Source organism: Martinezella sp. CNPSo 3890 (genome assembly GCF_057784455.1).
Genome location: NZ_JBXSOR010000001.1, coordinates 313,676 through 337,865 on the forward strand (window position 1 = coordinate 313,676; position 24,190 = coordinate 337,865).

The 24,190-nt window shown below is 60.7% G+C and carries 22 protein-coding genes; 16 read left to right on the forward strand and 6 right to left on the reverse strand.

Going from position 1 to position 24,190, the window contains the following annotated elements; all coding sequences use genetic code 11:
- The first annotated feature begins 53 nt into the window (after positions 1-53).
- The 4 genes from AC13RC_RS01520 to AC13RC_RS01535 all read left to right on the forward strand — a co-directional run bounded on the left by AC13RC_RS01520 (position 54) and on the right by AC13RC_RS01535 (position 2,247).
- Positions 54-284 (forward strand): putative signal transducing protein, encoded by a 231-nt coding sequence (locus AC13RC_RS01520; protein WP_069612438.1) that lies wholly within the window; start codon positions 54-56, stop codon positions 282-284.
- 8 nt (positions 285-292) lie between these two features.
- On the forward strand, positions 293-1,069 hold the full coding sequence (locus AC13RC_RS01525) for a tRNA1(Val) (adenine(37)-N6)-methyltransferase (RefSeq protein WP_488556286.1): 777 nt from the start codon (positions 293-295) through the stop codon (positions 1,067-1,069).
- A 109-nt stretch (positions 1,070-1,178) separates the two neighbouring features.
- Positions 1,179-2,039, forward strand: a complete 861-nt coding sequence (locus AC13RC_RS01530; protein WP_488556287.1) for a S49 family peptidase — start codon at positions 1,179-1,181, stop codon at positions 2,037-2,039.
- Positions 2,040-2,055: 16 nt separating this feature from the next.
- Complete coding sequence (locus tag AC13RC_RS01535; RefSeq protein WP_069612441.1) at positions 2,056-2,247, forward strand: hypothetical protein; 192 nt, start codon at positions 2,056-2,058, stop codon at positions 2,245-2,247.
- A 122-nt stretch (positions 2,248-2,369) separates the two neighbouring features.
- Here AC13RC_RS01535 and AC13RC_RS01540 read toward each other — a convergent pair whose 3' ends face one another.
- Complete coding sequence (locus tag AC13RC_RS01540; protein WP_488556288.1) at positions 2,370-2,684, reverse strand: type II toxin-antitoxin system RelE/ParE family toxin; 315 nt, start codon at positions 2,682-2,684, stop codon at positions 2,370-2,372.
- 8 nt (positions 2,685-2,692) lie between these two features.
- On the reverse strand, positions 2,693-2,977 hold the full coding sequence (locus tag AC13RC_RS01545) for a hypothetical protein (RefSeq protein WP_488556289.1): 285 nt from the start codon (positions 2,975-2,977) through the stop codon (positions 2,693-2,695).
- A gap of 119 nt (positions 2,978-3,096) precedes the next feature.
- Here AC13RC_RS01545 and AC13RC_RS01550 point away from each other — a divergent pair, with 119 nt between their 5' ends.
- From AC13RC_RS01550 to AC13RC_RS01580, 7 genes are all read left to right on the forward strand, one after another.
- On the forward strand, positions 3,097-4,056 hold the full coding sequence (locus tag AC13RC_RS01550) for a glycine--tRNA ligase subunit alpha (protein WP_047627810.1): 960 nt from the start codon (positions 3,097-3,099) through the stop codon (positions 4,054-4,056).
- 126 nt (positions 4,057-4,182) lie between these two features.
- Positions 4,183-4,734: a LemA family protein gene (locus AC13RC_RS01555; protein ID WP_488556290.1), complete on the forward strand. Its 552-nt coding sequence runs from the start codon at positions 4,183-4,185 to the stop codon at positions 4,732-4,734.
- Between the two features lie 87 nt (positions 4,735-4,821).
- On the forward strand, positions 4,822-6,078 hold the full coding sequence (locus AC13RC_RS01560) for a 3-phosphoshikimate 1-carboxyvinyltransferase (RefSeq protein ID WP_488556737.1): 1,257 nt from the start codon (positions 4,822-4,824) through the stop codon (positions 6,076-6,078).
- An 86-nt stretch (positions 6,079-6,164) separates the two neighbouring features.
- Complete coding sequence (locus AC13RC_RS01565; RefSeq protein ID WP_488556291.1) at positions 6,165-8,138, forward strand: DUF2207 domain-containing protein; 1,974 nt, start codon at positions 6,165-6,167, stop codon at positions 8,136-8,138.
- A 132-nt stretch (positions 8,139-8,270) separates the two neighbouring features.
- Entirely contained in the window at positions 8,271-10,187 is a 1,917-nt protein-coding gene (locus AC13RC_RS01570; protein WP_488556292.1) for a DUF2207 domain-containing protein, read from the forward strand.
- Positions 10,188-10,272: 85 nt separating this feature from the next.
- The gene (gene glyS / locus AC13RC_RS01575; protein WP_488556293.1) at positions 10,273-12,387 is read left to right on the forward strand and encodes a glycine--tRNA ligase subunit beta; all 2,115 of its coding nucleotides are present in this window, start codon (positions 10,273-10,275) and stop codon (positions 12,385-12,387) included.
- 14 nt (positions 12,388-12,401) lie between these two features.
- Positions 12,402-12,896, forward strand: a complete 495-nt coding sequence (locus AC13RC_RS01580; RefSeq protein ID WP_488556294.1) for a 2-thiouracil desulfurase family protein — start codon at positions 12,402-12,404, stop codon at positions 12,894-12,896.
- A gap of 75 nt (positions 12,897-12,971) precedes the next feature.
- On the opposite strand, the gene AC13RC_RS01585 is transcribed toward AC13RC_RS01580, so the two are convergent.
- The 3 genes from AC13RC_RS01585 to purD form a co-directional block, all read right to left on the reverse strand.
- Complete coding sequence (locus AC13RC_RS01585; protein WP_488556295.1) at positions 12,972-14,786, reverse strand: methyl-accepting chemotaxis protein; 1,815 nt, start codon at positions 14,784-14,786, stop codon at positions 12,972-12,974.
- A gap of 358 nt (positions 14,787-15,144) precedes the next feature.
- On the reverse strand, positions 15,145-15,573 hold the full coding sequence (locus tag AC13RC_RS01590; RefSeq protein ID WP_488556296.1) for a plant virulence effector HPE1-like domain-containing protein: 429 nt from the start codon (positions 15,571-15,573) through the stop codon (positions 15,145-15,147).
- A 214-nt stretch (positions 15,574-15,787) separates the two neighbouring features.
- The gene (gene purD, locus AC13RC_RS01595) at positions 15,788-17,056 is read right to left on the reverse strand and encodes a phosphoribosylamine--glycine ligase (protein WP_488556297.1); all 1,269 of its coding nucleotides are present in this window, start codon (positions 17,054-17,056) and stop codon (positions 15,788-15,790) included.
- A gap of 247 nt (positions 17,057-17,303) precedes the next feature.
- Here purD and AC13RC_RS01600 point away from each other — a divergent pair, with 247 nt between their 5' ends.
- The gene (locus AC13RC_RS01600) at positions 17,304-19,613 is read left to right on the forward strand and encodes a Tex family protein (RefSeq protein WP_488556298.1); all 2,310 of its coding nucleotides are present in this window, start codon (positions 17,304-17,306) and stop codon (positions 19,611-19,613) included.
- Positions 19,614-19,757: 144 nt separating this feature from the next.
- Positions 19,758-21,017 carry a cyclopropane fatty acid synthase gene (locus AC13RC_RS01605; protein ID WP_488556299.1) on the forward strand — a complete coding sequence of 420 codons (1,260 nt, stop codon included), beginning with the start codon at positions 19,758-19,760 and terminating at the stop codon, positions 21,015-21,017.
- Between the two features lie 89 nt (positions 21,018-21,106).
- Here AC13RC_RS01605 and AC13RC_RS01610 read toward each other — a convergent pair whose 3' ends face one another.
- Positions 21,107-21,541 carry a hypothetical protein gene (locus tag AC13RC_RS01610; RefSeq protein ID WP_488556300.1) on the reverse strand — a complete coding sequence of 145 codons (435 nt, stop codon included), beginning with the start codon at positions 21,539-21,541 and terminating at the stop codon, positions 21,107-21,109.
- Between the two features lie 266 nt (positions 21,542-21,807).
- Here AC13RC_RS01610 and AC13RC_RS01615 point away from each other — a divergent pair, with 266 nt between their 5' ends.
- From AC13RC_RS01615 to AC13RC_RS01625, 3 genes are all read left to right on the forward strand, one after another.
- The gene (locus tag AC13RC_RS01615; protein ID WP_488556301.1) at positions 21,808-22,620 is read left to right on the forward strand and encodes a MipA/OmpV family protein; all 813 of its coding nucleotides are present in this window, start codon (positions 21,808-21,810) and stop codon (positions 22,618-22,620) included.
- Positions 22,621-22,694: 74 nt separating this feature from the next.
- Positions 22,695-23,657, forward strand: coding sequence for a 4-hydroxybenzoate octaprenyltransferase (gene ubiA, locus AC13RC_RS01620; protein ID WP_488556738.1), 963 nt, complete (start codon positions 22,695-22,697; stop codon positions 23,655-23,657).
- A gap of 40 nt (positions 23,658-23,697) precedes the next feature.
- Positions 23,698-24,153: a GNAT family N-acetyltransferase gene (locus AC13RC_RS01625; RefSeq protein ID WP_488556302.1), complete on the forward strand. Its 456-nt coding sequence runs from the start codon at positions 23,698-23,700 to the stop codon at positions 24,151-24,153.
- The last annotated feature ends 37 nt before the right edge of the window (positions 24,154-24,190 follow it).

The following is a 24,190-nucleotide window of genomic DNA, read 5'->3' on the forward strand; positions in this document are numbered from 1 at the left end:
CGGCAAGAGGCGAATTGTCTCGTCGCGTAAATTTGACAGGAATTCTAAGGCTTATGCACGAGCTGATCCGCACCAACGACCCGGTCCTTCTCTCATTTGCGGAGAGTCTGATGAAGGATGCAGGAATCCATTGCCTGGTGGCGGATCAGGCGATGAGCGTTCTGGAGGGTTCGCTCGGCATGCTGCCCCGCCGCTTTCTGGTGGAGGAAGAGCGTGCCGATCTGGCGCGCCGCATCCTCATTGATGCCGGTCTCGGTGACGAACTGCGGCCGGTGCGGACCTGAGGCCGGCCATGACCGGCAAGCCCTCCGAAACCATCGATGCCTTCCACCGCGGCGCTTTCCATGTCGTGCAGCCGAAAGGCAGGGGGCACCGCTCCGGCATGGATGCCATGTTGCTAGCGGCGCTCGTTGCAGATGAGCGAATGATCCGGGTGGCGGATCTCGGCGCAGGTGCTGGAGCAGCCGGAATGGCCGTGGCCTCGAGACTCGACCGGGCGGAGGTCGTGCTGTTCGAGCGCTCGTCCGACATGGCCGAGTTCGCGCGCAAGAGCCTTTCGTTGCCGGAAAATGCCCGTTTTGCCGGCCGCGTGTCCGTTATCGAGGCCGACGTGACGCTGACCGGCAAGGATCGCAACGAGGGGGGGCTTGTCGACGACAGCTTCCACCATGTCATCATGAACCCGCCCTTCAACGATGCAAGCGACCGGCTGACGCCCGACGCCTTGAAGGCGGAGGCGCATGCCATGACGGACGGATTGTTCGAGAAATGGATCCGCACGGCAGGTGCGATCATGATCCCTGGCGGCCAGCTCTCGCTGATCGCCCGGCCGGAGTCGATCGGCGAGATCATCGCCGCCTGCGGCCGCCGCTTCGGCGGCATTGAAATCACACCGATCCATCCCCGCGAAGGCGAGAGTGCGGTGCGCATCCTGGTGACGGCGATCAAGGGTTCGAGGGCGAGGCTGGCGCTGCGCGCACCTCTGATCATGCACGGCGAAGGGACGCATAAATTCACCGATTTCGTCGATGATATGAACAACGGCCGCGCTTCATATCCGCGCCGATAGCCATTCGGCCGCCCTCAGCGTCAGAGCATCAAATACAATCCGCAATATTGCGTTTGCCATTTCCATGCATACATCACGGGCAACAAACATCATGAAACAGGGATGACGAATGGTTGGGTTCTTGAGACGCATGCTTCCGAAGCGCTTCCGCAAGGAGGAGGTGATCGTCCCCGTCGTCCGCCTGAGCGGCGTTATCTCTTCCGGTGGAGGGCCACTGCGGCAATCGCTGAATCTGGCAGGCTCATCCCAGGCTCTTGAAAAAGCCTTCGGTATGAAGCCGGCGCCGGCTGTCGCCATTATCGTCAATTCGCCGGGCGGTTCTCCGGTGCAGTCGCGGATGATCTACAATCGTATCCGCGATCTGGCCGCCGAGAAAAACAAGAAGGTTCTGGTCTTCGTCGAGGACGTTGCGGCCTCCGGTGGCTACATGATTGCACTGGCCGGCGATGAAATCATTGCCGATGCCACCTCGATCGTCGGTTCGATCGGCGTCGTTTCCGGCGGGTTCGGATTTCCAGAGCTCCTGAAGAAGATCGGCGTCGAGCGCCGCGTCTATACCGCCGGCGAGAACAAGGTGATCCTCGATCCCTTCAAGCCGGAGAAGGAAAAGGACATTGAATATCTGAAGAGCCTGCAGCTGGAGATCCACAAGGTCTTCATCGAAATGGTGCTCGAGCGTCGTACAGGAAAACTCTCGGCTGACGAAACGGTGTTCTCCGGCCTGTTCTGGACCGGCAGCCGCGGGCTGGAGCTCGGCCTGATCGATAGCCTCGGCGACATGCGCCAGGAGCTGAGGAAGCGCTTCGGCGACAAGGTCAAGCCTATGTTGATCACCACGCCGCGCAGCCTTTTCGGCCGCAAGGCTCCGGGCATCTCGCTTGGGAGCATGGATGGCCTCGGCGCCGGGCTTGCATCCGGGCTTGCGGAAGCGGCAGAGGAAAGGGCATTGTGGAGCCGGTACGGATTGTAAGCGGGAGCGCTGGCTGATGTCCCGGATCATCTTCTTCATCATCGCAGTCGGCGGGATTTGGTTCCTGTATCGGCGTTTCGTCCGCGATGCCCAGCGGCTCGCCGAAAAATCCCGCCGTGCCGAAACGGAACGCCGCACCGGCGCGATGGGAACGCTGGTTAAGGACCCGAAAACCGGCGAGTATCATGTGAAGCGCGAGGATAAGTAGTATGGACGAAGCAGAGCGGCGGAAGTCGGCTTTGGAGAAAGTCAAGTCGTTCAGGTTGGAGTTTCACGCCGATTGGAAGTTTGATCGTGATGAAGCCAATATGCGTAGCGATCATTCGGATCTCAGCGTCGTTTTTCCACCCGTGACATCCAATCCGCTCCCGCGTAGCTGATGCAGATAATGTGAACGACCTGGGTCGCATCATCTACCGTGAAGCATACGACCGCCTTTTCTGAAGCGGGAATTGCTCTCAGCTTTGGCCCGATATCGGTGCGCACTGTGCCTACATGTGGAAAGTCGGCGAGCTTATCGATGAATTCCGTGATTTCATCGATTTTTGCTAGCCCGACTTCGATACCTGCATAGCTGGAAATGAAATCGACGATGTCGAAGAGATCACCTTCGACAAGCGGATGTTTGGTTATCGCATAACGCATGGGCCGACTTACTTGGCGTATTTCCGGCGCAGCCGATCCTTCACTCTGGAGGCCATTACCTTGCCGTCCCAAGGGAGCCACCGATCCTCGGGCAATTCCATGCGCCGGCGAATTTCATCCGCCATGCCGGATACCGCATCATTGGGTGCATCATCATGGTGAGTTATTTGGTCGATCTGCTCGATCGCAGCTTCGACGAGGCTGGAAATAGATGGAAACGCACCTTCCTCGACCATCTTTTCAGCAAGGCGAAGATGGTGTTCGGATAGTGTGATTTCGGTTTTGATGTTCATTATCTTCTCCAGGAAAGCGCGGAGACGCATAGCGCTATCTATACGTCATGTCTTGACCCTTGTCTCCTATCGTGGCACCTGTCGCGCCACCCTACACCAAGCAGATAGTAGCTGATCCCATGACTGCCAACGTGCCCGACCATATGAACCCGAAGCGCTCCTTTCAGGCGCTGATCCTGACGCTGCACAATTACTGGGCCGATAAGGGTTGCGCGGTTCTGCAGCCGTACGACATGGAGGTCGGCGCCGGCACGTTCCATCCGGCGACCACGCTGCGCTCGCTCGGTCCCAAGCCGTGGCGCGCTGCCTATGTCCAGCCGTCGCGCCGCCCGTCCGATGGCCGCTATGGCGAGAATCCGAACCGCCTGCAGCACTATTATCAGTATCAGGTCATCCTGAAGCCTAATCCGCCTAATCTGCAGGAGCTCTATCTCGGCTCGTTGAAGGCGATCGGCCTCGATCCGCTTCTGCACGATATCCGCTTCGTCGAGGACGATTGGGAAAGCCCGACGCTCGGCGCATGGGGCCTCGGCTGGGAATGCTGGTGCGATGGCATGGAAGTCTCGCAGTTCACCTATTTCCAGCAGGTCTGCGGCATCGAATGCGCTCCCGTCGCCGGTGAGCTGACCTACGGCCTGGAGCGTCTTGCGACCTATGTTCAGGGCGTCGACAGCGTCTATGACCTGAACTTCAACGGCCTCGAAGGCGAGGACAAGATCACCTACGGCGATGTCTTTCTCCAGGCCGAGCAGGAATACTCCCGGCATAATTTCGAATATGCCAATACCGAGATGCTGCATCGCCATTTCATCGATGCCGAAAAGGAATGCCAGGCATTGCTGGCTGCCGGCGCCCCCGGCGACAGCGAAAACCATCGCCTGCACAAATGCGTCTTCCCGGCTTACGACCAGTGCATCAAGGCGAGCCACGTCTTCAACCTGCTCGACGCCCGTGGCGTCATCTCGGTGACGGAACGCCAGAGCTACATCCTGCGCGTGCGCACGCTCGCCAAGGCTTGCGGCGAAGCTTTCCTGCTGACGGATGCCGGCGGCGTCAACTGGAACCAGCAGGCCGCTTGAGGCAAGCTTCCCCAGGATTGGGCATTGCGGCCCTATCTTGGCTCTGCGCTACCGTTAAAGCCGGGTGACATTGGCGTGAAATCTGCCTAGTGTCCCTTGGGTTGTAGTCGCCACGGGGGATTTCAGATGCTTATTCTTCTCGCGATCATAGTGCTGGCCGCGCTCTATGTCGTGTTCGCCTATAACGGGCTCGTCCGCGCACGTCAGGTGGCTGAGGAGGCCTGGTCAGGCATCGACGTGCAGTTGAAGCGCCGCGCCGACCTCATTCCCAATCTGGTCGAGACGGTCAAAGGCTATGCCGGGCATGAGCGCCAAACCTTGGAAGAGGTTGTTGAACTGCGGAACAAGGCGCAGGCGGTGCCAGCAGGGGATGTCGCGGCACGTGGTCAAGTGGAAGGTTTGTTGTCGCAGGCGCTTGGCCGGGTGATCGCGCTCGCCGAAGCCTATCCCGATCTCAAGGCCAATACCAACTTCCTGGAACTGCAGCGCTCACTCGAGGGCGTGGAAGGCGAGATCCAGATGTCCCGCCGTTATTACAACGGCGCTGCGCGCGATCTGAACGTCAAGGTCGAGAGCTTCCCCTCCAATCTCATCGCCGGCCCCTTCGGCTTTGCGAAGCGCGCCTATTTCGAGATCACCAACGAGGCCGACCGTGCCGTTCCCACGGTAAAGTTCTGAGATTCCCGCTATCGGTTTTTCATGCGAGGCGGTAAAGGATGCCGACCGCCGGCCATCGGCTGGCTTCCTGACTGACCAAAGAGAATGATGATGGGTAGAGCCAAACTCACGATTATCCCGCCGGGCAAGCCTTTGACCGGACGCGCCATGCCGCCGGGATCGAAGTCGATCACCAACCGCGCGCTGCTGCTCGCCGGCCTTGCCAAGGGCACGAGCAGGCTGACCGGTGCGCTGAAGAGCGACGATACCCGCTATATGGCCGAAGCGCTGCGTGCAATGGGCGTTGTCATCGATGAGCCCGATGACACGACCTTCATCGTGACCGGCAGCGGCAAGCTGCAGGCGCCGGCTGCACCGCTTTTCCTCGGCAATGCCGGAACCGCGACGCGCTTCCTGACAGCTGCTGCGGCACTCGTCGAAGGCAAGGTCATTGTCGATGGCGACGCCCATATGCGCAAGCGGCCGATCGGCCCGCTCGTCGACGCGCTGCGCTCGCTCGGCATCGATGCCTCCACGGAAATCGGCTGCCCGCCCGTCACCATCAACGGCACCGGCCGCTTCGAGGCAAGCCGCGTGCAGATCGATGGCGGCCTGTCCAGCCAATATGTCTCTGCGCTTCTGATGATGGCCGCCGGCGGCGACCGCGCCGTCGATGTCGAGCTGCTCGGCGAACATATCGGCGCTCTCGGCTATATCGATCTCACGGTCGCGGCCATGCGTGCTTTCGGCGCCAAGGTCGAGCGGGTGAGCCCGGTCGCTTGGCGCGTCGAGCCGACCGGCTATCATGCGGCCGATTTCCTGATCGAGCCGGATGCCTCCGCCGCAACCTATCTCTGGGCAGCGGAAGTTCTCAGCGGCGGCAAGATCGATCTCGGCACGCCGGCGGAGCAGTTCTCGCAGCCGGATGCGAAGGCGTATGAGCTGATCTCGAAATTCCCGCATCTTCCCCCCGTCATCGATGGCTCGCAGATGCAGGATGCGATCCCGACGCTTGCCGTTCTCGCCGCCTTCAACGAAACGCCGGTGCGCTTCGTCGGCATTGAAAACCTGCGCGTCAAGGAATGTGATCGCATCCGCGCATTGTCGAGCGGCCTGTCGCGCATCGTTCCGAACCTCGGCACCGAAGAGGGTGACGATCTGATCGTGGCATCCGACCCGAGCCTGGCGGGCAAAGTGCTGCCGGCGGAGATCGACAGTTTCGCCGATCACCGCATCGCGATGAGCTTTGCGCTCGCCGGCCTGAAGATCGGCGGCATCACCATTCTCGACCCCGATTGTGTCGCCAAGACCTTCCCATCCTATTGGAACGTGCTGGCGTCGCTGGGAGTCACCTACGACGAATAGTGCCACGCTCCCCAAGGGGCGTGGATTTACAGTCACGCTATGCGGCGCCTTCCATTGAGGGCGCCGTGGGGTTGCTTGGGGGTGTGATGACGCGCTGGCTTTCCGGGCTTTTGCCGGCCCTGCTTCTGCTTTTCTCGGCAATGGCGGCATCGGCGGCCGAACTCATCACGGCTTTCGATCAGGCGATTATCCTCAGCCGCGACGGCTCGATGCGGGTCACCGAGACGATCGCGGTCAATGCCGAAGGCCGCGCCATCCGCCGCGGCATCTTCCGGGATTTTCCGCTGACCTTCCTCGATGCCGCCGGTCGCAGTGCCCTGGTGGATTTCGATGTCGTCTCCGTCGAGCGCGACGGGCAGCCGGAGGAATGGCGGCTTGAGCGGATCGAGGGCGGCGAGCGCATCTATATCGGCAGGGCCGATCAGGATGGCAGGCAATTCCTGCTGACACCCGGCCCGCATGTTTTCCGAATCACCTACACGACCAACCGGCAGATCCGCTATTTCGACGATCATGACGAACTATACTGGAACGTCACGGGGAATGGCTGGCAATTCCCCATCCTGCGCGCTTCGGCAACCGTGACGCTGCCGGATGGCGTTAAGCCACAGCAGCTTGCCTATTACACCGGCCCCCTCGGAGCCTCGGACCGCAATGCAAGCGCCAGCGAACAAGGCGGCAAGGTCAGCTTCGTCACGACGCGGTCCCTGGCGCCGGCAGAAGGCCTGACGATCGCCATCAAGCTCGCCAAGGGCGCGATCCTGCCGCCGAGCAGCGGCCAGCAATGGCGCTGGTTCCTCGCCGATCATCTCGACGCGATCATCGCCATCGGCGGCCTGATCCTGCTGTTTTTCTACTATCTCAAGAGCTGGATCGCCGTCGGGCGCGATCCGCCGGCGGGCGTCATGGTCCCGCGCTGGGACCTGCCGGACGGCATCTCGCCGGCGCTGGTCAACTATATCGACAATCGCGGCTTTTCCGGCGCCGGATGGACGGCGCTGTCGGCGACGGCGATCGATCTTGCCGTGCGCGGCTATGTCATTCTCGACGATCTGAAGGACAAGCTCGTCATCAAGGCGACCGGCAAGTCGGCCGGCCGCGATCTGGGCAGCGCCGAGAAGGTGCTGTTCGGTGCGCTCGGTCCGTTCACGCCGCTGGTGATCGACGCGGCGAATGGCGCGACGGTGCAGCGGATCGGCCAGCAGTTCCGCAGCGCCATCGAGCGCGACCATCGCGACGAATATTATAGGGCCAACCGGCTCTATGTCGTCATCGGCGTCGTATTGTCGCTGCTCATCCTGGCGGCTATCGTCATTTTCGGGCGCCTGCATGAAAACGCGCTGCCGTTGATCGTCTTCCCCGGTTTTCTCTCCATCGTCGTCACCGTCCTCGCCGGCGCCATAGGTCGGACCTTCCTGCGCCGGGACGCTGGTCTGGGGCGGCGGATTTTTTCCGTGCTGGTCTTTGCCTTCATCGGCTTCGTCATGGTTTCCGCCATCGCCGGCACCTTCGCCGCCGTCGTGGTGCCGCTGCTGCAGGCGGGTGAGCTGCCGCTGCTGGTCGGCGTCGTCGGCATCTTCGCGCTCAACGTCCTCTTCTTTTTCCTGATGGGCGCGCCGACGCCGATCGGGCGCAAGATGATGGATGGCATCGCTGGTCTCAGGCAATATCTGACGCTCGCCGAACGCGACCGCATGAATATGCAGGGCGCGCCGCAAATGTCGCCGCAGCATTTCGAGACGCTGCTGCCCTATGCGGTCGCGCTCGGCGTCGAAAAGCCTTGGTCGCACGCCTTCGAGGCATGGCTGGCGACGGCCGCCGGCGCAGCGGTTGCCGCAAGTTACGCCCCCGGCTGGTACAACGGCAGTTTCTCCGGCGGCAATCTTGGCGGCACGATCGGCGATTTTTCCTCCTCCATGGCCTCGACCATCGCCTCCACCATCCCCGCACCGACCTCCAGCTCCTCCTCCGGCTTCGGCAGCGGCAGTGGCGGCGGCTTTTCGGGCGGAGGAGGATTCTCCGGCGGTGGTGGCGGTGGTGGAGGCGGAGGGGGCTGGTAATCCGCGAATTATGGTGAGTGGGGCATCAAGCGAATATCGTTGGGGCAACGTATGGGGAAGTGGAATGCAAACGGACGTCGTGTTTACGGGCTCCTGTTGATCCTGGCGTCGATTCTTTCAGCAAGGCCCGTGATGGCGGCTGAGATCATCACCGGATTCGATCAGACGATCACGGTGGACCGCAATGGCTCGATGCAGGTCGTTGAGGCAATTGCCGTCAATGCCGAAGGCAAGGCCATCCGGCGTGGCATATTTCGGGATTTCCCGCTGGAGTTTGTTGATTCTGTCGGGCGCAAGAGACGGGTCGACTTCAGTGTGGTTTCCGTTGAACGGGATGGTCAAGCCGAGGAGTGGCGGCAGGAAGCGATCGATGGCGGAACTCGCATCTATATTGGCAGTCCCGATGAAAACGGTAAGATATTTTTACTCAGTCGCGGCCCGCATACATTCCGGATCACCTATCGCACGGATCGTCAGTTGCGTTTCTTCGATGACTATGAAGAACTTTATTGGAACGTCACCGGCAATGGTTGGCAGTTTCCGATCCAGCGTGCATCGGCAACGATTATGCTGCCGGATGGTGTAAGCCCGCAAAGGCTTGCTTTTTTCACCGGCACAATCGGTGCTGCCGGAAAAAACGCGACGGTAAAACAACAGCCCGACAAGATAGTTTTCGCAACCACGCGACCTCTGGCAGCAGGCGAAGGGTTGACGATCTCCGTCATGTTGCCCAAGGGGTCGGTCGTGGTGCCCGACGACGTGCCACGTCTTATCGAAATCGCAGCTATCGGATTGTTTTTGCTGCTTGTTTACTATCTGTGGGCGCGCAGCAAGGTCTCGCTTGTCCCGAAGGTTGTCGTACCGCGCTGGGACCCGCCGGAAGGGGTATCGCCAGCGGTCGTTAATTATATCGACAACAAGGGCTTTCCCCGTGGAGTAGGTATGGCGATGTCGGCGGCGCTCCTCAATCTTGCCGTAAAAGGTTATGTGACACTGGACGATCTCGAAGACAGGCTTCTTGTTCATGCCACCGACAAGCCGCTGTCGCGGGAGCTTGACAGCGCCGAGCTACTTCTGAGAAGTGTGATCGCGCCCTACGAGCCTTTGGTATTTGACCGGAAGAACGGCACGGCAATTAGCGCTCTCGCGTCGCGGTTCCGAGCTTTGATCGAACGCGATCACACCAGCAGATACTTCAAGACCACCAATGCGAAACTGGGCGGAGGCCTGCTGGTTACTCTGGCGACACTCGTCGCTCTCGCGATGACGGGGTACGACAATATCGGCTTGGTGGCAGTTCTGGTGCTTGTTCCGTTGGCGTTGATGATCGGATTGCCGATCATGGTCATCCGTCAACGTCGCGCCAGTCGTTCAGAGCGCTTCTCCGCGATCTGGTGTCTTGTCGTTGTACTCGGTCTTGTTGCGTTGTTATTTGTCGGCGCTCACCTCTCCGATCAGAGTGTTACGGTACGCCCCGAGGGACTTATTCTGGCTGCTTTGATTATGGCCATTGTCGGCGTCAATTGCGCTTTTGCGCCTATTCTGGAAACATGGACGAAGCTCGGCGTCACCGTGATGGGCCGGTTGGAGGGGCTGCGGCAATATCTTTCACTGGTGGATGAAGGACGCATGGTTATTCAGGACGACGTCCGGATGTCGCCGCAGCATTTCGAAACGCTATTGCCTTATGCTGTTGCTCTTGGAGAAGAAAAAAAGTGGTCCGCCGCCTTCGAGGGTTGGATAAAGGCGACGACTGGCGGCGAAATGGGGACCAAGCCTGTCGTTTCCTATCAGCCGTTTTGGTATTCGGGGCCGGCGTATAACCCCCGCGATCAGCTCGACAGCTTGATCTTGGTGCTGGGCTTAAGTCGCATCGTCGATTCGATCATGACCTCGATTGTCTCGTCGCTCTCGTCATCCATTATGGCCGGCATCTCTGGGTCAAAAGCTACGAATGCGCCCGATGACGAAAAGCGCTTCGAGTCTACACCACCGCCCGAGCGCTCCTCCGGCGGCGGTGGCGGAGGTGGCGGCGGAGGAGGTTGGTAAATTCGCCGTTTGCCTTGGTGACTTTTGCCGCCGGGCTTGCTAAGTCCGCCCGGATCATTTCTGCCTCAACGTAAAGACAGCTCCCATGCCCGATCTCCTTCTCGAACTCCGCTCCGAGGAAATTCCCGCCCGTATGCAGCGCAAGGCTGCCGGCGATCTGAAGAAGCTGGTGACCGATGCGCTGGTCGAGGCTGGTCTGTCCTATGAGGGCGCCAGGGAATATTGGACGCCGCGGCGCCTCACGCTCGACATTCGCGGGCTGACGGCGCGCTCCGCCGACGTGCGCGAGGAGCGCAAGGGTCCGCGCACCGATGCCAATGAAAAGGCGATCGAAGGCTTCCTGCGCGGCGCCGGCCTGTCCTCCATTGCCGAGGCACAGGTGCAAAGCGACCCGAAGAAGGGCGATTTCTACGTTGCGGTGATTTCCAAGCCCGGCCGCGCCGCGGAAGAGATTGTCGCTTCCGTGATGCCCGATATCATCCGCAACTTCCCTTGGCCGAAATCGATGCGCTGGGGTAAGGCATCAGTAAAGCCCGGCTCGCTGCGCTGGGTGCGCCCGCTGCAATCGATCGTCTGCGTCTACGGCACCGAGCATGAGGAAACCGTCGTCATCCCCTTCGAGATCGACGGCATCGTCGCCTCGAATGTGACCTATGGCCATCGCTTCCATGCGCCAGGCCCGATCACGGTCAAGCGTTTCGAGGATTATGCGTCGAGCCTGGAAAAGGCCCACGTCGTTCTCGATGCCGAGCGCCGCAAGGACATTATCCTGCATGATGCCCGCGATGTCGCCTTTGCCAATGGCCTCGAACTGGTTGAGGATGAAGGCCTGCTGGAGGAAGTTTCCGGCCTCGTCGAATGGCCGCAGGTGCTGATGGGCTCCTTCGAGGAGGATTATCTCTCGATCCCGTCGGAAATCATCCGCCTGACCATCAAGACCAATCAGAAGTGTTTCGTCACGCGGCCACCGGCCGGTGAGACGCTGTCCAACCGCTTCATTCTCGTCGCCAATATCCAGGCAATGGATGGCGGCAAGGAAATCGTCCACGGCAACGGCAAGGTCGTGCGCGCTCGTCTGTCCGACGCGCTGCACTTCTGGAAGCGCGACCAGGGCGATCTGCCCGATCTCGAGACGCTGGAAGCCTCCGCCAAAAAGTTCGGCCTCGATCTAAAGAAGCCGCTCGATCAGCGCATGGCCAAGCTCGATGCCCTGAACGTCACCTTCCATGCCAAGCTCGGCAGCCAGGGCGAACGTGTCGCCCGCATCCGGGCGCTGGCCGCTGAACTCGCCAGGATCACCGGCGCCGATGCCGCGCTGGTCGACCGTGCCGTCGTGCTCGCCAAGGCCGATCTGCGCACCGAAGCCGTCGGCGAATTCCCCGAACTGCAGGGCGTGATGGGCCGCAAATACGCCTCGCTGCAGGGCGAGAATGCTTCCGTGGCAACGGCCATCGAGGATCACTACAAGCCGCAAGGCCCGTCCGACCGCGTCCCCGAGGACAAGGTTGCAATCACTGTCGCACTTGCCGACAAGCTGGATACGCTCGTCGGCTTCTGGGCGATTGACGAAAAGCCCACGGGCTCGAAGGACCCTTATGCACTGCGCCGTGCAGCCCTCGGTGTCGTCCGTATCCTATTGGAGCGCGGCGTGCGCCTGCCGCTGCTAGCGACCACCAGGGATGCCGATCTGCTCGCCTTCTTCCATGACCGCCTGAAGGTCTATCTGCGCGATCTCGGTGCTCGCCATGATCTCATCGACGCCGTGCTGACGCCGGAGGCCGACGATCTGCTGATGGTGGCCCGCCGTGTCGAGGCGCTGACCGCCTTCATCACCTCCGAAGACGGCAAGAATCTGCTCGCCGGCACCAAGCGCGCCACGCAGCTTCTGGCCGCCGAAGAGAAGAAGGGCACCGTCGTTGCCGACGGCGTTTCGGAAGCCTTGCTGAAGCTCGATGCCGAAAAGGATCTCTTTGCTGCCGTGAAGGCCGCCTCTGCGGAGGCCTCTGACGCGATCGCCAAGGAAGATTTCCGCTCGGCCATGGCAGCTCTTTCCAAGCTGCGTGCGCCCGTAGACCGCTTCTTCGAGGACGTACTCGTGAACGATGAAGACGCCGCCATCCGCGCCAATCGCCTGGCACTGCTGCGCCTGATCCGTGAGGCAACCGGCACGGTCGCTGACTTCTCGAAGATCGCGGGATAAGACATGGGGGCGCGATGACCGGAAAGATCCTCGTCAGCGCCTGCCTCATGGGCCATGCCGTCCGCTATGACGGCCGCTCCAAGCCTCTTGTCCATCCGGCGATCGATCGCTGGCGGGAGGAGGGGCGGTTGGTGACGATCTGCCCGGAAATGTCCGCCGGCATGGCGGTTCCAAGACCGCCTGCCGAAATTGCAGGCGGCGCGACCGGCGAGGATGTGCTTGCCGGCACCGCACGGGTAATGGAAATCACCGGCGGCGATGTCACGGCGGAATTTCGCCAGGCGGCGGAAAATGCGCTGGCGCTCGCAACGGAAACCGGCTGTCGTTACGCTCTCCTGATCGACGGCAGCCCATCCTGCGGCTCGGGCTTCATCTATGACGGCACATTTTCCGGCGGCCGGCAGAGCGGCCGGGGCGTCACGGCGGCGCTGCTGCAGCAGGCCGGTATCGAGATCTATTCCGATCGCGAGATCGACAGGCTGGTCGAGCGCCTGAAGCTCGCAGACTAACGCAGCAAAGCTCCGCTCAAAAGAAAACCGCCGGACATGAAGTCCGGCGGTTTCGCATTTTCTGACTTGGCCCGCTCAGGCGGCGCGGCGGTGATCCATGGCCGAGCGACCTTCGTTGACGCGGAAGCCACGGATGAGCGCGAGGAGATCTTCCGTGTCGGCGGCGAGCGTCTCGGCCGATGCGGTGGTTTCCTCAGCCATGGCGGCGTTCTGCTGCGTGGCGGCATCGAGCTGGTTCATCGAGGACGAGATCGAGCGCAACGTCGTATCCTGCTCGGAGGCGCTGTGGGCGATCTTCGAGACGATCTCGTTGGCTGCCTTGATCTGACCGGAGATGCGCTTCAGCGCTTCGCCTGCCTCACCGACGAGGCGAACGCCCTGGTCGACCTGACCGGAAGAGCGGGCGATCTGGTCCTTGATCTCCTTGGCGGCTGCGGCGGAGCGCTGGGCGAGTTCACGCACTTCCTGGGCGACGACGGCAAAACCCTTGCCGGATTCACCCGCGCGGGCCGCTTCCACGCCGGCGTTCAGCGCCAGCAGGTTGGTCTGGAAGGCGATTTCGTCGATGACGCCGATGATCTTGCCGATTTCGGCCGAAGACTTCTCGATGCCGCTCATCGCTTCGATTGCCTGGGCAACCACGGCATCGCTGCGCGATGCTTCGGCGCTGACGGCATGGACGCGCTTGCTGGCCTCATCGGCGCCTTCCGCCGTCTGGCGGACGGCGACGGTGAGCTCGTCGAGCGCGGCGGAAGTCTCTTCCAGGCTGGCGGCCTGTCGCTCGGTGCGCTGCGACAGTTCGTTGGAGGCGCGGCGGATTTCTTCCTTGCTGAGGCCGATGTCGTTGCCCTTGGCATTGACGCGTCCCATCGCGGCTTCGAGGTGCGACAGCGCCTCGTTGAAGTTGTTGCGAAGGCCCGCATAGCTGTTGCCGAGATCGCCGCAACGCACCGTCAGGTCGCCACGGGCGAGATCCTCGAGCGCCCGGCCGATGACGGAGACGACGCGGGCCTGTTCGTGGGCCTCGTCCTGCTGCTGGCGCAGGTTCTGTTCGCGTTCGTTGCTGATTTCCAGCTCCTGTGCCGCCTGACGGTCGGCAAGCGCATGACGTTCGCGAACCTTTTCCTGCAGCGCCTGGGTCGCCTTCGCCATCAGGCCGATTTCATTGCGCATCTCGGTATGCGGGATGGCGGTCTTCACGTCTTCGTCCGCGACGGCCTTCAGGGCTGCGTGGACGTCGGTCAGCGGCTTCGTGATGCCGCGGATGAAGTAGAAGGCGGCGCCGATACCGATCAGGAAGACGATGCCGCAGATCATGAGAGCACGCCACATCGTGGCATTGATCTGTGCCTCGAGGTCATCCATGTAGACACCGCAGCCGAGCACTATCTGCCAGGGAGCGAAAGCTGCCGAATAGCTGCCCTTCAGGAAGAACTCGCTGTCGGAGTGACCCGGCTTGTTCCAGTAATAGATGGTGCGGCCGCCGCCCTTGATGCCCTTCTCGACCATTTCCTTGCTGAAATGGGTGCCATTCTTGTCGACTTGGCCGGACATGTCCTTGCCGATATTGACGGGGCTCGGATGAATGCGCTGGATCACATTGTAATCGAAGCCGAAGAAATAGCCCGCCGGCGCGAAGCTGACATGCGACAATACCTTGAAGGCCTCGGCTTGAGCCGCCTCATGAGTCATCTCGCCGGATTTTTCGCGCTGATAATACTGGTTCAAAACCGAGATGCCGGATTCGACCTGCGTGCGCAGCATATCGAAACGGTCGTCGTAAATGGAATCGGCCTGCGACCGGATCTGGAAATAAGTCGCCACCGCGAAGGCGGCCATCAGGACGCCAAGCAGGGCAAACAATTGATGCGAAATCTTGAGATTCTTCATGGTGCCTCCCACAGGGGTGAATACCGGTGCGGTTTCCTACCGCCTGTGCGATCGCCTGAGAGAATCCCAATACGCTTGCCGCCGCTTAAATGACATGCTGCTGTCCGGTGACAGTAAAATCGCTGTTTATGTCTAAAAAAGCTTTAATTGCTGGATCGGTTGTATTTAATTTCGAATTAAACCGCAGATATGCGCAATCATTGCAAGTAATACGTAATTATATTTGAAGATCACACCAGCGAAACTTAGGTTTTGTGAGAGATTATTTAGTTCTGCCGAATACGAAGAGGATATATTTCGAAGTATGAATATAGTCGGCATTTCGCAAGCGCCCAAACGCGGGAACGCCTTGTGAAGATTATTGGCGAAGCTGGAAGCCGGAGATATCGAGCGGCGCAGGTTCGCGAGCTACGGAGGAGTTGGGCAAAGCCGCCGTCTGAGCGGTCATGTCGATCCCATCGGCAGGTTCACCGGCCGCAGCAAGCGCTTCTGGCGTCGGTTTGCTGACGAAGTTAACAGGCGAGCCGCCCATCCACGCTTCGGTGCGGACGACCCTTTTCTGACCATCGATATCACGCACGACCACGGATTGGGTGCCAGGCTCCAGCGCCGGCACGGTATATTCCTTTTCCGTGACCGGCGGCTTCAGCGGAGGGCATTCGGCACAGCTCTTGTCGATAATGCTGCCTCTCCCGCCGATCATCGTGCCGTCGATCGGCTGGATCGACGAGGCCATGGCGGAGCCGCCGGCCAGTACGCACGCCAAAGTCACAAAGAAGCAACGCATAACCAAGAACTCCGCCTTGAGCAATTCCAGGAAAAGTGCGCAGCGGTTTTCCGTCCGGAATTGCGTAAAAACAAAGGGATAGAGCATTTTCGCGTTTCGAAGAAAAGCGAAATGGCTCTATAGTGACGAAGACATTAGTGTCGCTTTATTTCCATCCCGTCAGGAGATTAGGTAAAAATTTAATGGACTTGCAATTGCAGAGCCGCAGGGATGTTTACTTTTCGCGCTCCACTGCACGCCAGCCGATATCATTGCGATAGAAGCCGTTATCCCATTTCACCTTGGTGGCCAGGGCATAGGCGCGTTCCTTTGCTTCGCCCACTGTCTTGCCCGTTGCCGTAATATTCAGCACCCGACCACCGGTTGCAACCAGCGCTCCGTCCTTCAGGGCTGTGCCGGCATGGAACACCTTCTCGTTTTCACCACCCGCGGGCAGCGCTGTGATCGGCGTGTTCTTGGCATAGGAACCGGGATAGCCCTTCGAGGCCATGACGACGGTCAGCGCCGGGTCGTCGCTCCATTCGGCCGTCATCTGATCCAGGGTGCCGTTGGCGCAGGCATAAAGCAGCGGCAGCAGATCGCTCTTCAGCCGCATCATCAGCACCTGGCATTCGGGATCGCCGAAGCGGACATTGTATTCGATCAGTTCTGGCCCCTTGGAGGTGATCATCAGCCCGGCGAAGAAGACGCCGCTGAAGGGATGGCCGCTTTCCGCCATGCCGCGCATCGTCGGCTCGATGATTTCCTTCATGGTGCGCTCGACCATGTCTGGCGTCATCACGGGAGCAGGGGAGTACGCGCCCATGCCGCCAGTGTTCGGGCCGGTATCGCCATCGCCGACGCGCTTGTGGTCTTGGGCGGTCGCAAGCGCCAGCGCATGCTTGCCGTCGCAAAGGCAGAAGAAGCTTGCCTCCTCGCCGTCGAGATAGGCCTCGATCACCACTTCCGCCCCGGCCTCGCCGAAAGCGCCCTCGAAGCAATCGTCGATCGCAGCAAGCGCCTCGTCCATGGTCATGGCGACAGTGACGCCCTTGCCCGCCGCAAGACCGTCCGCCTTCACCACGATCGGCGCCCCTTGCGCGCGGACATAGGCTTTCGCCTTCGGTGCATTGTTGAAGCGCTGATAGGCCCCTGTGGGAATATCGTAGCGGGCGCAGATATCCTTCGTGAAACCCTTGGATCCTTCAAGCTGGGCTGCTGCTGCGGAAGGGCCGAAGACGGCGATGCCGACGGCGCGTAGCGCATCGGCAATGCCGGCGACCAGAGGCGCTTCCGGGCCGACCACGACAAACTCGATGGCCTTTTCCTTGCAGAAGGTAACGACGGCATCGTGATTGTCGATATCGAGCGCTGCCAGCGTCGCATGCTCGGCGATGCCGGGATTGCCGGGCGCGGCATAGAATTCCGTCATGAGAGGCGATTGCGCCAGTTTCCAGGCCAGTGCGTGTTCGCGTCCGCCCGATCCGATCAACAGAACTCTCATGGCTTGCCCTTTCGTTGCGTCCTTTTGCGCGGTTAAGGGGGGTTGAGCCAAAGGTCAAGCGGCAAATCCTGTGGAGGCAGGGCCGGCAACATTGCCATGCCTTTTTATCCCGCTAAAGCGGAAACGGCTTTCGCCCTCCACGCCATCTCCGCGCCGGGATTAGCGTGTTGCGTGGCGAAAACCGCTTCTTATGTCCGCGGGATCATGCTTATGGTCCCCATCACGCTCGTTCAGTTCAGAGAGACACATGGCCGCTGATATCCGTTCCCTTGCCGCAACCATTGCCGCCGAGATCAATGCCCGCCCGGATCAAGCCAAGGCCGCCATTGAACTCCTGGATGAAGGCGCGACCGTGCCCTTCATCGCGCGCTACCGCAAGGAAGTAACCGGTGGCCTCGACGATACCCAGCTTCGCACGCTCTCGGAACGTCTCGTCTATCTGCGTGAACTTGAAGCCCGCCGTGCGGCCATCATTGAATCCATCACCAGCCAGGGCAAGATGACCGACGAGTTGTTGGGCAAGATCGGCACCGTCGCCACCAAGTCCGAGCTGGAAGACCTCTATCTGCCCTACAAGCCGAAGCGCCGCACGCGCGCCGAGATTGCCAGGGAGCGCGGCCTCGGCCCCTTGGCCGACACGATCCTCGGTGATCGCTCCAAGGATCCCACGGTGCTGGCCGAGGGCTTTATCACGGCCGATGTGCCTGACGTGAAGACGGCGCTGGAAGGCGTGCGCGATATCATCGCCGAAGGCATTGCTGAAAATGCCGATCTGCTCGGTAAGCTGCGCAACTACATGAAGACCAATGCAACGCTGAAGGCCGCTGTCGTCGACGGCAAGCAGGAAGCCGGCGCCAAATTCTCGGATTATTTCGCCCATCAGGAGCGCTGGGCGACGGCTCCTGGTCATCGCGCGCTCGCCATGCTACGCGGCTGGAACGAAGAGGTGCTGACGCTGACCATTGAGGTTGATACGGATGCCGTCTCGCCCAACAAGCCCGTCGAGCGCATGATCACTGCGGCCTATGATATCGGCGCCAGCCGGCCCGGCGACCGCTGGCTGACGGAAGTCGCAAGCTGGACCTGGCGCGTCAAACTTTCGATGTCGCTGTCGCTCGACCTGATGCGCGAGCTGCGCGAACGTGCCGAAGAAGAAGCGATCCACGTCTTCGCCCGCAATTTGAAGGATCTGCTGCTGGCAGCGCCGGCGGGCTCGCGCGCCACCATGGGCCTCGATCCCGGCATCCGCACCGGCGTCAAGGTCGCCGTGGTGGACGGTACGGGCAAGCTGCTAGAGACGACGACGGTCTATCCCTTTCCGCCGAAGAACGACGTGCGCGGCACACAGGCCGCACTTGCCTCGCTCATCCGCAAGCACAAGGTCGAGCTGATCGCGATCGGCAACGGCACCGGCAGCCGCGAAACCGAAAAGCTGGTGGCCGACATGCTGGCCGAACTGCCGGCGCCGAAGCCGACCAAGGTCATCGTCTCCGAAGCCGGCGCATCGGTTTACTCTGCCTCGGAAACGGCTGCGCTTGAATTCCCCGGGCTTGACGTCTCGCTGCGTGGCGCCGTCTCCATCGCCCGCCGGCTGCAGGATCCGCTGGCCGAGTTGGTGAAGATCGAACCGAAGTCGATCGGCGTCGGCCAGTACCAGCACGATGTCGACCAGCAGAAGCTGTCGCGTTCGCTGGATGCCGTGGTCGAGGATGCGGTGAATGCCGTTGGTGTTGACTTGAACACGGCCTCGGCGCCGCTGCTTGCCCGCGTCTCCGGCCTCGGCCCGTCGATCGCCGACGCCATCGTTAAACATCGCGATGTCGAAGGCGCATTCGAGACACGGCGTGATCTCCTGAAGGTCGCCCGTCTCGGCCAGCGCACCTTTGAGCAATGCGCCGGCTTCCTGCGCATCCCGAATGGTAAGGAGCCGCTCGACGCTTCCTCGGTGCACCCGGAGGCCTATGGTGTGGCCAAGAAGATCGTCGCTGCCTGCGGCCGTGATCTCCGCACGCTGATGGGCGATACGGCAACGTTGAAGGCTATCGACCCCCGGCAATTCATCGACGACAAATTCGGCCTGCCGACCGTGCGTGACATCATCGCCGAGCTGGAAAAGCCGGGCCGAGACCCGCGTCCGAGCTTCAAGACCGCAACCTTTGCGGAGGGCGTCAACGAGATCAGCGACATCAAGCCGGGAATGCTGCTGGAGGGAACCGTGACCAATGTCGCTGCCTTTGGCGCCTTCGTCGACATCGGCGTCCATCAGGACGGTTTGGTGCATGTCTCGCAGTTGGCGGATCGCTTCATCAAGGACCCGCATGAGGTCGTGAAGGCCGGCGATGTCGTCAAGGTCAGGGTTGTGGAAGTCGACGCGAAGCGCAAGCGAATCGGCCTCTCCATGCGCAAAGATGGCAGCACTGTGGCGGCGCCGTCCGGGCGGGATACACGCGAACAGGGTGGTGCGCGCAACGCTGGCGTTAAGGGAAATACCCGTCCCAAGGCCGAGCAGCAGGGTAGTTTTGGCGCCGCCTTGGCCGATGCACTCAAACGAAAATAAGGACTTAGCGGAACTTCGTGCAAGAATGTCACACTCTGGCAGCGTTGTTGCCAGAGTGCCAATGACTGTGGAAAGGTGCGCTTGCCACAACGCTGTGAGGCGTTAAAGTTGCCTTAATGTCATGTCATAACATTCGAGGCGTCCATGGCGTCGACCCTTTTTCCTCTCGTCCAGAAAATCATCCGTAAAGGTTCACTCAGGCTTACGCTCGCATCCGGCGAGACCCATGTGGTCGGCGACGGAACCGGAGAGACGGTGGCCGTCCGCTTTGCCGATCAGCAGGCAGAAGATGCGGTTGCCCGCGATCCGACGCTCAAGCTCGGCGAAATGTATATGGAAGGCCGCTTCATCCTGGAGCAGGGCGACATTTACGAATTCCTGTCGCTGGTGAAGCAGAATACCACCAATGAGGTCTTCGACTTCCGCATGGCGGCGCTGCTGATCGGTCGCATCGCCTGGCAGCAGATCAAGAGCCGCTCGCCGATCAACCGCAACAAATACAATGTCGCGCATCACTACGATCTCTCAGCGAAGCTCTTCGACCTCTTCCTTGATGAGGACTGGCAATATTCCTGCGCCTATTTCAATCCGCCTGGCATCAGCCTGGATGAAGCGCAGGTCGCCAAGAAACGGCACATCGCTGCCAAACTGCTGGTCGAGCCTGGCCAGAAGGTGTTGGAGATCGGCTCCGGCTGGGGCGGTATGGCCATGTATCTCGCCGAGGCCTATCCCGGCCTCGACGTGACCGGCATCACGCTCAGCGAAGAGCAGCTCAAGGTATCGCGTGAGCGGGCGGCCAAGCGTGGCCTCTCCGATCGCGTCCGCTTCGAACTGCAGGACTATCGCTACATGACCGGCAAGAAATTCGACCGTATCGTCTCGGTCGGCATGTTCGAGCATGTCGGCATCGGCGACTACGGCAAGTTCTTCCGCAAGGTTTCGGAGCTGCTTGATGATAATGGCGTCATGCTGCTGCACTCCATTGCCCGCCCGAAGCCGAGCTTTGCCACCAACGCTTTCATCGAAAAGTATATCTTCCCGGGCGGTTACATCCCGTCGATCGGCGAGACCACGCCGCCGCTGGAAAAGGCTGGCTTGCTCACGCGAGACGTCGAGACCCTGCCGATGCACTATGCCTATACGCTGAGGCACTGGCGCAACCGCTTTGTCGCGCGCAAAGCCGATGCCGTCGCGCTCTACGACGAGAAGTTCTTCCGCATGTGGGAGTTCTATCTGGCCGGCTCCGAAATGGGCTTCCGCTGGGATGAGCTCTTCATCATGCAGCTCCAGATCACCAAGAACCAGTTCGCCGTCCCCGACAACCGCAATTACATTGCGGAACGCGAGGCGAAGCTGAAGGAATTCGAGGCGGGGCGCGCACCTTTGGAGAAGGTGACGTTCTGAGCCTCCGTCATCGCGCCGTTTGACGGGGCCGGACCGCGGAAAGCCACGGTTCGGCCTTTTCTAATCATGCCTGCACGTCATCAAAGTTGCTACCTGCCGACATGGACGGTGAAGGTACCGTCTTGCACCGTACCATCCGTATTCAGTCCCGTAAGGCGCAGGGTGAATTGGTCGGTACCCGAGAAACCAGGGTTCGGCGTGTAGTAGACAATGTTCCCCTGGACCGTCTTGCCCGAGCACAGATAGGCATTGCTGTCTTTCGGGAACTTTGCCGCGACCGGGCCGTGCTCGACGTCAACCTTGCCGTGGGCAGGCTGCTTGATGACGCCCGTATAGGGAAATCCCGCAAAGGTGCAGTCCTGTTTCACGAGCGAAGTGCTCGTAATCTTCGTCTTCTTGCCGGGGGCGACGCTTCCCGAAAAATGACTTTGTTTCGCCCCGCCGATCGGAGTGCCGACGCAGCCGGAAAGCGCCACGCCGGCAGTCAGGATCAGACCTAAGGAGATCAGGGATATGTTCTTCATTCGTTTCTCATCTATTGAAATTGGGGCTATGAGATGGCGGGCGCTTGGCAATTGCGACCATTACCCACGATTGAGTATCTATACAGAAATTAAATCAGCACGATAGGCCTGCGCATGTCGAATGGCATCCGGTTAGAGCAACCTGAATTTGATGTTCTGACTGGATTCGGCGTCTTGTGGTTAAGGGAGCGGTAACGCGATCCGCATAATTTGAGGCAACTCTCGGGTCCTCCGGCCCTTTGTATTGCGTATCATGGAGTTTCGTTGTGTTTGCAAAGTTAAGGTTCCTTTTCATTGGCGGCCTCTCCGCTATCGCCTACGCCGGCGCTGCTGAGGCGGGCGACAGCCAGCATTTGTGGTCGGGTGACTGGTACCTAAGCGTCGGTGCGGCCGGTTTCTCTGCACCGAAGTTCGAAGGCGGCAAGCACAACAAGCTGCAATGGTCGCCGTTGGTATCCCTCGGCCGGCAGGGGCCTGGCCCTCGCTTTTCCTCGCGCAACGACAATCCCTCCTTCGCCCTGATCGAAAGCGATGCATTCCGCGTCGGCATCGTCGGCAAGTTCGTACCGAGCCGCGACAGCAGCGATGGGCACGAGCTGAGGGGATTGAAGAAGGTCAAGTGGGGTGTGGAAGCTGGCGGCTTTGCCGAGGCCTATCCCACGGATTGGCTGCGCGCCCGCGTCGAAGTTCGCCAGGGCATTCGCGCCCATAGCGGCGTCGTCGCCGATGCCGCGGTGGATGCCTTTACCGACATCACACCGGAGCTTCGCGCTTCGGCCGGTCCACGCATGACGCTCGCCAGCAGCGACTATTTCGACACCTATTATGGCGTCAATGCGCGCGAATCGGCTGCCTCCGGCCTCAGCGGCTACAAGCCCGGCGGCGGCGTCAAATCCGTCGGTTTCGGCGGCGCACTGACCTGGAAGGCCTCGCAGAACTGGACCACCAGCACCTTCCTCGAATATACCCGGCTCACCGGCCCGGCTGCCGACAGCAGCCTCGTGCGCGAGCGTGGCGACCGTAACCAGCTGCTGATCGGGGTTTCCGCCAGCTACAAGTTCGATTTCACGATGAACTGAGCAACGGACGAGGTCATGTCTCGTTATGGCCTCGCCGCTTGACCTCGGGTGCCGGATATCACTACTACTCGCCTATGCAAAACACAGGCGACATCAACGGGCGCGTCGCTGACGCGCCATCCGGCAACTGGGTCTACCGCGTTCTGCCCCCGACGCTTTGGCCATACGCCCAGCTTGCACGCTGGGACAGGCCGATCGGCTGGCAGCTCCTGATGTGGCCATGCTTCTGGTCCGTCGCGCTTGCGGCCAATGCCTCCGTCGCCCTGGGACATGGCTCCCCCGGCTTCGTGGTGATCTACCATCTCTCCCTCTATTTCATCGGCGCCGTCGCGATGCGCGGTGCCGGCTGTACCTACAACGATCTGGTCGACCACGAGATCGACATGTCCGTGGCGCGCACCCGCTCGCGCCCGCTGCCCTCGGGCCGCGTAACGCGCCTTCAGGCCAAAGTGTTCATCGCATTGCAGGCTCTCGTCGGCTTGCTGGTGCTGCTGCAGTTCAATTGGTTTGCCGTCGTGTTCGGTGTCCTGTCGCTCGGCATCGTTGCGCTCTATCCCTTTGCAAAGCGCTTTACCGACTGGCCGCAATTCTTCCTCGGCCTTGCCTTTTCCTGGGGCGCCCTGATGGGCTGGGCGGGTCTCTTCGGCAGCCTGTCGCTTGCCCCGATCGTGCTCTATCTCGCCGCCATCCTCTGGACCATCGGTTACGATACGATCTATGCGCATCAGGACAAGGAGGATGATGAGCTGATCGGTGTGCGCTCGACCGCCCGGCTTTTCGGCGATCAGACGCGCCTCTGGCTGGTCGGGCTCTATGGGGCGACGCTGCTTCTGATGCTGCTATCCTTTGCACTCGCAGGTACAAGCTGGCTGGCCTATCTCGGCCTGGCCGTCGCCGGCGGCATGTTCGCCTATCAGATCGCCGTGCTCGATATCAACGACGGCGCACAATGCCTGGCCCTCTTCAAATCAAACAATCGGGTCGGGCTGATCATCTTCGCCGGTCTTTTCCTGTCGTTCCTGTTTCTTGCTCCCTGAAGGAAGGGATGCGCCGCATCAGGTTCCAGAGGAGGGCGTCATGGCATGCGAAATCCGTCTGGCCTCAGAGGCGGACACCGAGGCGATCAGCGGCGTAATCCTGACTGCACTTCACGAGAGCAACGCTCAGGACTATTCTCCCGATATCATCGCGCGCGTTGCCGAAAGCTTTAGTCCCGCTGGCTTGCGCAGGCTCATGAGCAGCAGAACGGTCTTCGTGGCGGTCGAAGATGGAAGCATTGTCGGCACCGCGAGCCTTGACCGCGCCGTCGTGCGCACGGTGTTCGTCTCTCCCTCCGCGCAGCGACGTGGCATTGGCGCCTACCTGATGGCGGCAATCGAACGGGCGGCGAGGGCAGGTGGCAATACCACCCTGTCCGTCCCCTCGTCGATCACTGCGCAGGGCTTTTACGAAAAGCTCGGCTTCCATGCTGTCGGCGAGAGTTTCCATGGCGATGAACGAACGATCATCATGGAGCGCTCGCTGATACCATAAGATTTCGGCCGCGGAATCGGTTTTCCCGCGGCCGGTT